Annotated in this window: 13 protein-coding genes; 12 read left to right on the plus strand and 1 reads right to left on the minus strand. The window is 53.6% G+C overall.

What is annotated here, in order from left to right:
• Positions 1–456 precede the first annotated feature (456 nt).
• The 7 genes from M2418_RS12475 (at position 457) to M2418_RS12505 (ending at position 7,363) form a co-directional block, all read left to right on the plus strand.
• A complete protein-coding gene (locus M2418_RS12475; RefSeq protein ID WP_259146872.1) occupies positions 457–1,413 on the plus strand; it encodes an NAD(P)-dependent oxidoreductase in 957 nt (318 codons plus the stop codon).
• A gap of 517 nt (positions 1,414–1,930) precedes the next feature.
• Entirely contained in the window at positions 1,931–2,749 is an 819-nt protein-coding gene (locus M2418_RS12480) for an SDR family oxidoreductase (RefSeq protein ID WP_259146874.1), read from the plus strand.
• Positions 2,743–3,498, plus strand: a complete 756-nt coding sequence (locus M2418_RS12485) for a FadR/GntR family transcriptional regulator (RefSeq protein WP_259146875.1) — start codon at positions 2,743–2,745, stop codon at positions 3,496–3,498. The genes M2418_RS12480 and M2418_RS12485 overlap by 7 nt, the downstream gene beginning before the upstream one ends.
• The gene (locus tag M2418_RS12490; RefSeq protein WP_259146877.1) at positions 3,495–4,172 is read left to right on the plus strand and encodes an RraA family protein; all 678 of its coding nucleotides are present in this window, start codon (positions 3,495–3,497) and stop codon (positions 4,170–4,172) included. Before M2418_RS12485 ends, M2418_RS12490 begins: the two co-directional genes overlap by 4 nt.
• A gap of 87 nt (positions 4,173–4,259) precedes the next feature.
• On the plus strand, positions 4,260–5,228 hold the full coding sequence (locus M2418_RS12495) for a tripartite tricarboxylate transporter substrate binding protein (protein WP_250985258.1): 969 nt from the start codon (positions 4,260–4,262) through the stop codon (positions 5,226–5,228).
• 134 nt (positions 5,229–5,362) lie between these two features.
• Positions 5,363–5,857 carry a tripartite tricarboxylate transporter TctB family protein gene (locus M2418_RS12500; RefSeq protein WP_259146879.1) on the plus strand — a complete coding sequence of 165 codons (495 nt, stop codon included), beginning with the start codon at positions 5,363–5,365 and terminating at the stop codon, positions 5,855–5,857.
• 3 nt (positions 5,858–5,860) lie between these two features.
• Positions 5,861–7,363 carry a tripartite tricarboxylate transporter permease gene (locus M2418_RS12505; protein ID WP_259146882.1) on the plus strand — a complete coding sequence of 501 codons (1,503 nt, stop codon included), beginning with the start codon at positions 5,861–5,863 and terminating at the stop codon, positions 7,361–7,363.
• Positions 7,364–7,375: 12 nt separating this feature from the next.
• Here the strand turns inward: M2418_RS12505 and M2418_RS12510 are convergent, their stop codons facing one another.
• Complete coding sequence (locus tag M2418_RS12510) at positions 7,376–7,975, minus strand: SGNH/GDSL hydrolase family protein (RefSeq protein WP_259146885.1); 600 nt, start codon at positions 7,973–7,975, stop codon at positions 7,376–7,378.
• A gap of 324 nt (positions 7,976–8,299) precedes the next feature.
• Here M2418_RS12510 and M2418_RS12515 point away from each other — a divergent pair, with 324 nt between their 5' ends.
• The 5 genes from M2418_RS12515 (at position 8,300) to M2418_RS12535 (ending at position 13,036) form a co-directional block, all read left to right on the plus strand.
• Positions 8,300–9,184, plus strand: coding sequence for a dihydrodipicolinate synthase family protein (locus M2418_RS12515; protein WP_259146888.1), 885 nt, complete (start codon positions 8,300–8,302; stop codon positions 9,182–9,184).
• Between the two features lie 24 nt (positions 9,185–9,208).
• Positions 9,209–9,868 carry a GntR family transcriptional regulator gene (locus tag M2418_RS12520; protein ID WP_259146890.1) on the plus strand — a complete coding sequence of 220 codons (660 nt, stop codon included), beginning with the start codon at positions 9,209–9,211 and terminating at the stop codon, positions 9,866–9,868.
• 77 nt (positions 9,869–9,945) lie between these two features.
• Entirely contained in the window at positions 9,946–11,277 is a 1,332-nt protein-coding gene (locus tag M2418_RS12525; RefSeq protein ID WP_259146892.1) for a sugar ABC transporter substrate-binding protein, read from the plus strand.
• Positions 11,277–12,215 (plus strand): carbohydrate ABC transporter permease, encoded by a 939-nt coding sequence (locus tag M2418_RS12530; RefSeq protein WP_259146894.1) that lies wholly within the window; start codon positions 11,277–11,279, stop codon positions 12,213–12,215. Before M2418_RS12525 ends, M2418_RS12530 begins: the two co-directional genes overlap by 1 nt.
• Positions 12,215–13,036: a carbohydrate ABC transporter permease gene (locus tag M2418_RS12535; protein ID WP_259146896.1), complete on the plus strand. Its 822-nt coding sequence runs from the start codon at positions 12,215–12,217 to the stop codon at positions 13,034–13,036. Before M2418_RS12530 ends, M2418_RS12535 begins: the two co-directional genes overlap by 1 nt.
• The last annotated feature ends 8 nt before the right edge of the window (positions 13,037–13,044 follow it).

A 13,044-nucleotide genomic window follows, 5' to 3' on the forward strand; every position in this document is an offset into this window, starting at 1 on the left:
TCTATGTCATGCTTGACCCAGGCTTTTTGCCTAGGTGATTGTCGATTGACTTAGAGAATTCCTCATTTTGAAAATGAGAGTCTCTCGAGTTTATGGCGTTTAAAACAGGGTTCAGGCCTTCTCTGACGGAGGTCTGGGCCCTTCTTGTTTGGTGGTGATGAGCATTTTATGAAGTACTAGAAAACTGAATTCTTCGGCTCTTGTTTTTTGATAATGGGATGATTTGCGCTCAATGTCAAAATTTGAACAATATTAAATATTGGGACTTAAAAGTTGGAGTTGGTGCAGATTCGTCAGTTGCGCCACATTGGTGTGTGTATTTCAGGCCCCTGCTCAAGACATCGTGCTTCACAGTCGCTCGAATTTGCATATGATTTAGATAGATAAAATCGAACAGATTTTTTTTGAATTGTTTGTGCCAGAGATTTTCATTCAGTTTTTTAAGGACATAAACCTATGCCAACATATCTCGTGACAGGTGGATCCGGTTTCATCGGAACAACACTTACGCGTAGGCTGGTTGCTGAGGGCTCAAAAGTTATTTCGCTGGATCTAAAAGATCCCAGAGAAAGATTGCCAAACGTTGATTATCGCGTGGCTGATGTTCGGGATCTGTCTGGTTTCAAGGCAGGCATTGAGGTTGATCACATATATAATTTTGCCGCTGTGCACACGACGCCGGGACATCAGCCCTATGAGTACTACTCTGCGAATGTCGCTGGTGCCAACGAGATCACCAAGTTTGCAGAGCAGAATGGTGTAAAAAAAATCACCTTTACCAGTTCTATTTCTGTCTATGGGCCGAGCGAAGAGATGAAGACCGAGGGCAGTGTACCTGCGCCTCAGTCTGATTACGGGCACTCGAAGTTGCTGTCTGAAAAGATCCATTTGGCCTGGCTCGATCGTGCGGCTGATAATAAGCTGGTTATCGTGCGCCCAGCAGTGGTGTTTGGTCAGGGTGAGGGTGGAAATTTCACGCGTCTTGCGCAGTTGCTAAAAAAAGGCTTCTTTATTTATCCTGGTCGAAAAAATACAATTAAAGCATGTATTTACGTTGAGGACCTCATAAACGCTATTCTCTTTGCTGAAGCGAAAGAGGACAAGTTTGTTTTGTTTAATGGCGCTTATCCCGGCAGATATACGCTGGAAGAAATTGTGTCGGTCCTTATCAAGGATCACTTCCCAACTGCGCGGGAATATATGGTGCCGCGTGGCGCTGTCTCATCTGCCGCAACGCTTATCAAGTCGCTTGGTTTGTCGAAGGTCGGCATTCACCCAGAGCGTGTGACGAAGTTGGTTCGCTCGACTGATATCTATCCTGACTGGCTGAAGCAAAACGAATTCCAATTCCCTGAGACGCTCAATGACGTGATGAGCCGCTGGAGCCGCGACACGAAGGGAAGCTTCGTTTAAAGGGTGTTCTGTTCTTCCAGCTGATGGTGTGGTCGCAGGGCTTCTGTTTGATTTGACAGCAGTAATTGTCGCTGATTTGACTTCGTAAAAGGTGGCTTTCACGCATGTGGGCCGCCTTTTTTTGTGGCTTCTTCAACTGTGTGGTGCGCAATGCCCTGGGGTACGTTGCGGGCGCTTGGCCAAGATGGTGATGCGGCGCGCTGTTTCTTTGTCTGGTGTCAGGGCAACCAATCCTGGTGTCGTCCCTGTCGAATTGGGCGCGCGCGGGGGGGGCTCTGCTCATAGTTGAAGGTGCTGCGGAATAAGGTGTCCTTGATCCTCGCATGCCTTCACCGAAAACGTTGTTGCGTGGTGCGGCAATGAGTTGTGCTCTCTCTCTCTTCCTCCTCTTAATCACTAAGCGCGTTGCTTTGGTTGGATACGGCGACAAATTGTCATGTCGTGAGTATCGGCTAAATTCGATTTGACTACTCATGACATATGACATATGTCATGAGTTAAGAAGAGGAGGAGCTTTATGACTGATCTGTTTAGCGTTGAGGGCAAGGTGATTGTTGTAACCGGTGGTCTTGGCCAGTTGGGGACAGAGTTTGCCTCATCGCTTTTGAGCGCTGGCGCGAAGGTTGCCATTTACAGCCGCCGGCCGATTGACGCTGCGGCGATTGACGAAAAATTCCCAAACCATGGCGGTCGCCTGAAGGTCTATGTTGCGAGTGTCACTGACAAGGAGGCGCTTGAGGCGGCAACCGACGCTCTGTGCGCGGAATGGGGCGTGCCGCACGCTCTGGTCAATAATGCCGGCATTGACAGCAAGCCAAACGGCGCGGCAGATCAGAACGGTCCCTTCGAAAGCTATCCCCAGAAGTACTGGGATGAGATCATTGATGTGAACCTGACCGGCGTGATGTTGTGTTCGCAGGTTGTCGGTGCGCGCATGGCGGAGGCTGGCCGCGGCAGCATCATCAATGTCGGTTCCATCTACGGCATGGTTTCGCCAAATCAGGCGCTTTATGCCTACCGCGAAAAACGCGACGGCGTCCCCTTCATCAAGGCGGTGTCCTACGCGGCCTCGAAGTCCGGATTGCTTAATCTGACACGTTATGTGGCCACCTATTGGGCGCCAAGAAATGTGCGTTGCAATCTCATTTCGTTTGGTGGTGTCAAGACCGGCAGCTTCGATAAGGAGTTTGTCGACGCATTTCTGGAGCGCGTGCCTTTGGGACGCCAAGCGGAGAAGGGTGAGTATAACGGTGTTATCCGCTTCCTGGCTTCCGATGCTTCAACGTACATGACCGGCTCTAACGTCGTGGTCGATGGTGGGTTCACTGCATGGTAAACGCAACGGCAATCTCTGCACCTGATCGCGGCAAGCTGCATATGCAGGTGGTCGCGGATATTGAAACCCGCATCCTGACCGGCGAATTGCAGGTGGGAGAGCGGCTTTCTTCGGAGGCAGAGCTTGCTCGCAACTTTGGTGTCAGCACGCGTTCGGTGCGTGAGGCGCTGCAAATCCTTGAAACGAGAGGCTTGGTACGCCGCCGTCACGGTGAACGTGCGGAAGTGGTGCGTGACGATGTCGGGCAGTTCATGGAATCGCTCGTTGCATCAGTCGGTTCGCTTTTTGCACGCGACACGGCCTATCTCGTGCAGGCCATGGATGTGCGGCGCATGATCGAACTGGAAGTGGTTGGACGGATTGCTGCCGGAGAAGGGCAGCTTTCGGAAGCGGTCCTAGCCTCCCTTGATGCCATGCGTAACTCGGTGCGCAACAATGATTTTTCGCAGTTCACCGAAGGTGATGCGTCATTTCACCGGGCACTGGTTCAGTCGCTTGGCAATGAAATCTTATCGTCGCTTCACGGCAATCTGCACACTCTGATTGCCGGGGTCATCAAGGTGGCCAGTCGCGTACCGCGCAAAACCTTGGCCGATGGTTTGGCTGAGCACGAAAACATCTACACGCTGATCCGCAGTGGCAACGTTGAGGGCGCCCGTTCTGCAATGCGTGAACATATCGATAACAGTATGGCCTATCTCGAACAGGCCATGAGCAGATCCGGTAAACGGGAGGAAAAATCTGAATGAGTGCCTATGACTACAACAACGTGAACTGGGATGCGATCAAGCGGCTGTCTCGTTGGTACTCCGGCGATATCCATGACGTGATGGACAATCATGGTTTTTACGGCTTTCTCGACGGCATAACGCTTCACGGTGTTCTCAAGCCAGGTCAGGTGGTTTGTGGCCCGGTGTCGACGGTGCGTTATACACCGAGTACCCGTAAGGGGCAGCCGCAGGATGTCTATCACGGCGCGATCGATGCTGTGGTGAAAGGCGGCATCATTCTGGTGGATGCTTCCTGCGCAGAGGGTTCTGGCACAGGTGAATTGATGTCTACGGGCGCAAAAACCGCTGGTGCTGCGGCAACCATCGTGCACGGCACCGTGCGTGATCTGGCCGAAGTCCGCAAGCTCGACTACCCGCTGTTTGGGCGTGGTGTCAGCCCGGTTGGTGTTTCAGGTCGTATGGAGCCGACGGAAGCGCAGGTCGAACTCGACATCAAGGGTGTGAAGGTGAGGCCGGGCGATGTGATTTTTGCAGACATTTCCGGTGTGGTGGTCATTCCTCAGGAACTGGTTGCGGTCATTGCTGATGAGGCGGATCGCAATGGCGAGGGCGAGGCCGCGTGCCGTGAACGCATCCTTTCCGGTGAAAAGCTGAGGGATGTTTGGCCAGTCGGTTCAACCGGGCCGGTTTGATCAAAGTCTGAGCAAAGGACTGCGGGGCGCCCCAGCGCCCTGAACTTAAACGGCTGCGTGGAGGCGGCCTATTCGGGAGGAGAACCAATGTCATTTTTTAAGAAAGCTGCTCTGGCGGCATGTGCCGTCGTTGCTTTGTCCGGTCAGGCGTTTGCGGAATATCCTGAGCGCGCGATCACCATGATCATCCCATGGGCTGCCGGCGGCGGAACGGATGCCACGGGCCGCATCATTGCAACGATGCTGGAAGAGAAACTGAAGCAGCCCATCACGGTGGTCAACCGCACCGGCGGTGGCGGCATTGTTGGTCACCAGGAACTCAAAAACCTCAAATCTGATGGGTATACGATCGGTATCATCACGACCGAACTGTCCATGTACAAATCGGTTGGCTCGTCCGATATATCCTACGAAGATTTCACACCGATCGGCCTTTATAATGCTGATCCGTCTGCAATTTTTGTACGGGCAGATTCACCCTATAAAACCATTGATGACCTGATTGCTGCCATCAAGGCGGATCCATCCACCATCAAGGCAAGCGGCGCCAATTTCGGCGGCAATAACCACATCGCCTGGGTAAGTCTGGTGCAGCTTTTGGGTGCGCCGGCAGAAAAAGCCTTTTGGGTGCCAACGGATGGTGCCACCGTGTCGCTGCAATTGCTGGCGTCTAATGCCATCAATGTAGCTGTTTCCCAGTTCCCGGAAGCCAAGGCATTGGTCGATGCGGGTGAGATCCGACCGCTTGCCTATCTCGGAAACGAGCGGAACGAGAAAAACCCGGACGTGCCGCCAATCAGCGAAGCGGCCGGTATCGAGTTTGCTGTCTCCGGCTGGCGTGGCGTTGCGGCTCCAAAGGGCATTCCCGAGGACGTCCAGGCAAAGCTGGCCTCCGCATTGGAAGAGATCGTTACCAGCAATGATTTCAAAACCTTCATGGATGGTCGCAATTTTGGAGTCAACTGGAAGGGCGGGGCTGACTTCGAAACCTACCTGAAGCAGCGTGATGACGCGTTCGGCGCTGCGATCAAATCCGCCGGTATCAAAGCCAATTAATCGGGTTTACGAGCGGCCGGAAGTCGGCCGCTCATCTTCTCTTAAACGATACGTCATGGGAACGCTGACAGTGTTCAGCATCACGCGTTGCTATGCCGACTGTCCCTGCGAACACGTGCAGAAGGAGACCGCGTATGACGACGGTCAATCGACTTGATCTTGTAATATCCATTCTGTTCGCGCTGGTTGGCGCCTATGTGCTCATCGGCTCCATGGAGCTGAAAGCCATGCCGGGCATGGCGGTTGGGCCTGGTTTATTTCCGGCCATTACCGGTGCCGGTATGCTGTTCTTTGGCCTTGTTATGCATGCCCAGACGTGGATGGGACGTGGCACGGATGCTTCTGATGAGCTGGCCGTGGACGAACCAGCCGAAGATGACGGTGGACCGATAACTCTCATCGACCGGCTTTATAACCCGCTGTTGTTGTTAGCGATCCTTGCATTGATCCTGCTTATGCCTGTTCTCGGGTTTCTCATCACAGCCTCCATTTTCGTTTTTGCGATGGTGTTGCTGGGTGGCGGCGGATGGTTGCAGGCGATCATTTTCGCATTGGTCATGACCGGACTGACCTATGCGCTGTTTGTTTATGGATTACGTGTGCCGGTGCCGGTCGCGATGTGGGGTTGAGCCATGAATGCATTTATTGAGGCCTATTTTCTCGTCTTCAATCTTGAGACGTTGCTTGTCATCGTCGCGTCGTCAATATTCGGCCTGTTTGTCGGCGCACTTCCCGGTCTGACGGCGACAATGGCAACCGCCTTGCTGGTGCCGCTGACATTTTACATGTCGCCGATACCGGCCATTGCGGCCATTATTTCCTCAACAGCGATGGCAATCACTGCTGGCGATTTGCCCGGGACGCTGCTTCGCATTCCAGGTACTCCCGCCTCTGCCGCATACGTCGAAGATTCCTATCGCATGGCCCAGAAGGGACAGGCGGGACTTGCGATTGGTATCGGCGTTATCGGCTCGGTCCTAGGCGGCCTGTTCGGCTTTGTATTCCTGATGTTCACCGCGCCAGCCTTGGCAAAGTTTGCACTTGGTTTTTCCAGCTTTGAATATTTCTGGCTGGCGGTACTGGGCCTAAGCTGTGCTGCCCTGATTTCCTCCGGTGGCGTTGCGAAAGGCGCACTTTCATTGCTTCTCGGTCTGATGATTTCGCAAGTCGGTGTTGATCCGCTGACCGGCACGCCACGTTTTACATTTGGTGTGTCTGAACTGACGGGTGGTATCAGTTTCATTCCGGCGATGATTGGTATGTTTGCCCTGGCGGAAGTCATGCGTACCGGGCGTCGCTTCAGGCTGGACATTCCACAGGCCAATGTGCGCAACCCGTTCAAGGGCGTTATGGCCTGCCTGTGGAAATATCGCAAAAATCAGGTTCGCGGTTCAATCATCGGTAGTCTTATCGGCGCTTTGCCGGGTGTCGGCGGCGACCTTGCTGCCTGGGTAACCTATTCACTGGCCAAGAAAACCTCCAAAAACCCTGAGCTGTTTGGTAAGGGCCATCCGGAGGGCCTTGTCGAGGCGGGCGCTACTAACAATGCGGCGCTCAGTGCCTCATGGATTCCGGCCATGGTATTCGGTATTCCCGGTGATGCCGTGACAGCGATCGCCGTTGGCGTCCTGGTCATGAAGGGCATGGAGCCAGGACCGCAGTTGCTGACCACCAATCCGCAAAACTTCTACGCGGTCATGCTGGTGTTTGTGATTGCCAATATTCTGATGCTGCCGCTTGGATATGTTGCGGCTCGTTCAGCACGGTGGATATTTGAAGTACCCCGTGCGCTGCTGAACGCCGCCATTCTGTTGTTCTGCGTTGTTGGGTCCTACTCCATCAACAACACGATGTTTGGCGTAACGATCATGCTGGTGCTGGGTGTGATGGCGTTCTTTATGGAGAAGTCCGGCTTTGCCATGGCGCCGGTTATCCTGGGTATCGTTCTTGGCCCTCTGGTCGAACAGAACTTCACGACGTCAATGATCATCACCAATGGCAATGTGTTTGGGCTTTTTGAACGACCCATCGCTGCCGTTCTCGGCGTCGCCTCCATTGCGGTCTGGGGCCTGTTCATCTTTGGAGCAGCGCGGAAGACGTTCAAACCCAAAGCCTTGGCCGGGCAAGTGATGTAGGGGGAATGGCTTTTAGCCATTTCCCTTGCAAAGATAAGGCGTCATGATCGATGTGACGATGCGGGCAACGGCTTCGGGCCGGGGGTGTAATCCGTCAGGAATGGCGGATTCCAGCTCATTTTTTGTCATTTTGGACCATCCGGGATAATAGTCGACATATTCATAACCACGGGCAAGTGCCTCGTTGCGTTGCATGTCGATATACCATTCCAGTAATGGGCGCATCGATCCGCGCATTCCGGAAACCGGGTTCATGCGTGTCATGATCACCCGGGTCGCCGGCAGTTCTTTTTTGAGACGATCAAAAACAAGTGCGATGTTCGTGCGGCTGCGATCACGCGTCATCAAACGGTTGATGGCTGCGTCATTGGCATAAAACTCAATCAGCACAATGTCCGGCGCAAGTCGAACAACATCATCGACATGCGAAACGGCCCAGTCTGATGTGCCGCCGCTTTGAGCAACCTTGAGCACTTCAACTTGCCGATTGAGGCATGAGGCGAGTGAGGTCTGTAACGGCACCTGCCAGCCACCCTGATTGGTCAGGGATGTTCCAAAGGAAACTATCCGCAGTGGCTTGGCGTTATCCTGGGCGTGTGTTGGCGTCATCATGGCGCAACCCCAAATCAATGCTGTGACAGCAAGCCTGGACAGCTTAACCGGGCTTTCTACTATCATGTGCCTTACGTCAAAACGAGGAAACCACATCAATTCAATTGCGCCTTTATGATTGGCCACAGCTCGCCGGTGCCAGAGATATTACAGCATCGCATTAATTACCTGCGCTGAAAATAGAAACATAAACAACCGGTAACGAATAATTTCTTATTCGCAAAATGCCTGTCATATCATTCGTCCACAGGCAAACAATTATTGTGTTTACAACTGACATGTTACCTGAATATATTGCTGCTATCAGACTGGAGGAGCATTCAATTGACAACAGCTTTCGGCCTTTCGGCGGCTCTCACGACGCCTTTTGATGAAGCAGGCAACATTGCTTTCGCAACCATGACGCAGCATGCCAAGAACTGCCTGGCGTCGGGCTGCGACAGTGTCACGCTGTTCGGCACAACAGGTGAGGGAAGTTCAATCGGCAGCCGCGAACGCGGTGCGGTCCTCAAGGCGTTTGCAGATGCGGGCATTTCTGGCCGTCAATTTGTGGCTGGTGTGCTTGTTGATTCTGCTGAAGATGCAGCGGATCAGTCGGCGCAGGCTCTGGATGCCGGAGCGCGCAATGTTCTGTTGGCGCCGCCATCCTACTTCAAGAACGTGTCTGACGACGGCCTGTTTGAGTGGTTCTCCAAGGTGTTTGAACAGCTTGGCAGCAAAGCAAGGGACGTTATCGTTTACAACATTCCGTCGGTAACGATGGTGAAGCTTTCGGTCGAGCTGGTTGGCCGGTTGCGCAAGGCCTTTCCGGGCGTCGTGACCGGTGTGAAGGATTCCGGTGGTGACTGGGCACATACGGAGCGTCTTTTGAAAGAACATGCAGACCTGATCATTCTGATCGGTGATGAGCGACATCTTGCCCAGGGCACGCGCCTTGGTGGCAAGGGTGCGATTTCGGGCATGGCAAATGTCATGCCGCAGGAAATTCGTGCTATGGCCGTCGATGGCAAGGAAGATCAGCGCGTCGTTGATCTCGTTGTGGAAATTTTGAAGTATCCGGTCACGCCTGCGGTGAAAGTACTGGTTGCCCGCACGACGGGTGACGCGGTATGGCACCACGTAAGACCGCCACTTGTAACGATTCCATCCGAGGAACGGGAGAAGATTGGGCAGGTTTTTGATGGGCTTTTTTCATCAAAAGCGGCTTGATTGACGGCAAGGTTAGAGGATTGCATGGACGAAACCGGCGAGCAGATCACTCTGAGGGAAAAGGCGTATGAAAGCTTCACGCGCCATCTGCTCGCTCGTGACGTCCGCCCGGGGCAGTTCATCTCGCAACGGCAACTTGTTGGTCTGACGGGACTGACGCTGGGAGCGATCCGCGAGCTTATTCCGCGGCTTGAGGCGGAAGGTTTGATAAAAACCGTTCCGCAACGTGGACTGCAAATTGCCCATATCGATATCAACCTCATCCGTGAGGCCTTCCAGTTCAGAATTCTGTTGGAGCGTGAGGCCGTGGCGCTGTTTACGCATTCTGCCAGCGATGAAGCCGTTCAGCATTTGCTGAAGCTGCATCGGGATATTGCGGCGGAACTTCAGGAAAAGGGCGCGTCTGCCGAGTTGGAACAGCGGGCACAGGCAACGGACTGGGGCATGCATAATGCCTTTGTGGATGCGATGGGCAATTCGATCATTTCGAATGCTTACCGCGTCAATTCGATCAAGATGCGCCTCATCAATCAGGAGCGTTTCCGCATCGATGGACGTGTCGGGCCGGTTATGGGGGAACATCTGGCCGTGCTTGAAGCAATTGAAAAGCGCAATGCCGAAGAGGCGGTGCAGAACCTGACCGCACATATTAACAATGCGAGGGATCGTTCACTGGCAATATAATCGGGGCTTAACAGGCCTTTAGGATATGAGAAGCAAGCCGTGCGGAGGAGTTGTACGGCAATAAGAGGAGGACTGGCATGACATCGTCATTATTGAGACCAACCCGCCGTACGTTTTTGGCGGCAAGTGCTGCCTTTGGTAGCGCAGCCCTGCTTGGCGCACGCACAGCATCGGCTGCAGTGGACTGGAAGAAATTCTCTGGCACCACGCTGGAAGTCAATCTCGTCAAAAGTCCACGCAGTGAGACGTTGATCAAGCATCTCAAGGAATTCGAAGAGCTGACCGGCATCAAGGTCAACGCCGAAGCCACTCCTGAGCAGCAGCAGCGCCAGAAGACGGTTATCGAGCTCAGCACAGGTAAGCCAAGCTTCGACGTTGTGCACCTCAGCTACCACGTTCAGAAGCGCCAGTTCGAAAAGGGCGGCTGGCTGGCTGATATCAGCGGTTTCCTGAAAGATCCGTCGCTGACCGATCCATCACTTGTGGAAAGCGATTTTGCTGAGGCCGGCATGTTGTTTGCCAAGGATTCCAACGGGGTCCTGCGTTCGCTGCCATTCTCGGTGGATTACTGGATTGTCTACTGGAACAAGGAATTGTTCGAGCAGAAGGGGCTTTCCTATCCTACGACCTTTGAGGAACTGGTCGATGCTGCTGAAAAGATCACGGACCCATCGACAAACACTTATGGTTTCGTTGCGCGCGGTCTGAAAAACGCCAACACGCCGGTCTGGACGTCGCTGTTGCTGGGCTACGGTTCCGGTCCTATTGATGCTGATGGAAAACTGCAGACGACCTCCAAAGAAGCGGTCGAGGCGGCAACGCTTTATCAGCGTCTGATGACCAAGGCGGCACCTCCAGGTATATCCGGCTTCAATTGGGCGGAAGCACAGTCGGCCTTCCTGCAGGGCAAGGTCGGCATGTGGTTCGACGGCGTTGGTTTTGCACCGCCAATTGAAGATCCGCAGAAGTCCCGCGTTGTTGGCAAGGTCGGTTATGGTGTCATGCCAAAGGGACCAGCGACACAGGCTGCCGGTACCTTCGGTGATGGCCTTGGCGTGACCGAGGCCAGCACCAAAAAAGAAGCAGCTTACCTGTTCTGCCAATGGGCGATTTCGCATGAAATGGGTGCCCGCCTGCTGCAGGCCGGCGCCGGTGTACCGTTCCGCCAGTCCATTCTTGAAGATGCCAAGGTGCGTGAAGGCGTGAAAATGCCAAGTGCATGGCTTGATGCCGTTTCCGGCTCAGGCAAGGTATCCAAGCTGGCTCTGCCGGTCATCATTCCGGTGACGGAATTCCGTGACATCTATGGTGTTGCGCTTACCAATATGATTGGCGGCGCTGATCCGGCCGCTGAACTGAAGAACGCAACAGCCCAGTTCGAACCCGTACTGGCACGTAGCGAGGGGTAATGACAGCCGTGAGCATCGATAATACGATGACGCAAGGCAAACAGGTAAAAAAGAGCAAGCCTTCAAGGCTTGCTCCCAATTACTGGCCTTTCGTTCTTCCCGCCCTAGTGGTCGTTGCGGCCGTGATTGTTTTTCCCTGGGCCTTCACCCTGTGGATGAGCGTCAATAGCTGGACACTCGGCCAGGAACGGGTCTTTGCCGGTTTTGCCAATTATGTGCGGCTGGCCCAGGATATGCGCTTCTGGGAATCCCTCTGGCATACGACGGTCTACACAGTACTTTCTGTCGTTTTACCGCTGTTTCTCGGCACACTTGCGGCTCTTGTCTTCGATGCAAAATTCCCGCTGCGTGGTTTGCTTCGTGGCGTGTTCGTCATGCCAATGATGGCAACACCGGTTGCTGTGGCTTTGGTCTGGACAATGATGTTCCACCCGCAGCTTGGTGTACTCAATTATCTGCTGTCCTTCATCGGTATTGGTGCGCAGGAATGGATCTATAACCAGTCGACGGTTATTCCATCGCTGGTTCTGGTAGAAACATGGCAGTGGACACCGCTTGTTATGCTGATTGTGCTTGGTGGTTTGGCGGCCGTGCCACGCGAGCCCTATGAAAGCGCTGAAATCGATGGCGCAAATGCCTGGCAGAAGTTCCGTTTTCTGACATTGCCGATGATTGCGCCGTTCCTGATTATCGCTGTCATCATCCGCTCGATTGATGCCGTGAAAAGCTTCGACATCATCTATGCGATGACACAGGGTGGTCCGGGCACGGCTTCAGAAACGATCAACATCTATCTCTATAATACGGCCTTTGCCTATTACGACATTGGTTATGGCTCTGCCATGGCAGTGGTTTTCTTCCTGGTCATTATCGCGCTTTCCTTTGTGCTTCTGATGGCACGCCAGCGTGCAAACTGGTCTAATGCGGAGGGACGCTGATGAGACGCAAAACACTCGACAGCATCGGCATGTTATTCGTGGCCGTTGTGATAGTGTCGCCTGTCATTCTATTCTTTCTTTGGATGATATCGCTGTCACTTAAATATGAAATCGACAACGGCGCATACCCGCCCATTCTTATTCCAGAAAACATCGCATGGTCGAACTATGCCAAGGTTTTTGAAGAGAATAACTTTCTGCTGTATTTCTGGAATTCCGTGCTGGTGACAGGTGCTGCGACAATCTTGGCACTGCTCATCGGTGTGCCGGCTGGTTACGGCATCGCCCGGTTAAAGGCCGAAAAGTCGGCGGTTGTCATCATGATCGCCCGTATGACACCCGGCCTGTCGTTCCTCATTCCGCTGTTTCTGCTGTTCCAATGGCTAAACCTGCTCGGTACCCTATGGCCGCAGATCATCATTCACCTGGTGGTAACTGTGCCAATCGTGGTCTGGATCATGATTGGTTACTTCGAAACGACGCCCATGGAATTGGAAGAGGCCGCCAGCATTGACGGCGCAAGTTCATGGCAGGTGTTCCGTCTGGTTGCCTTGCCGATTGCCAAGCCGGGTATCGTGGTGTCGTTCATTCTGGCGCTGATCTTCTCATGGAACAATTTCGTCTTCGGTATTGTCCTTGCGAGCCGTGAGACCCGTACTTTGCCGGTTGCCGTTTACAACATGCTGTCCTTTGAGCAGGTCAGTTGGGGACCACTTGCAGCGGCTGCGCTGATTGTGACCCTGCCAGTTCTTCTGCTGACAATGTTTGCACAAAAGCAGATTGTTGCTGGTTTGACGGCAGGCGCAGTCAAGGGCGGTTAAGCGGGCTC

Source organism: Rhizobium sp. BIGb0125 (genome assembly GCF_024810055.1).
Taxonomy (GTDB): Bacteria; Pseudomonadota; Alphaproteobacteria; order Rhizobiales; family Rhizobiaceae; genus Agrobacterium.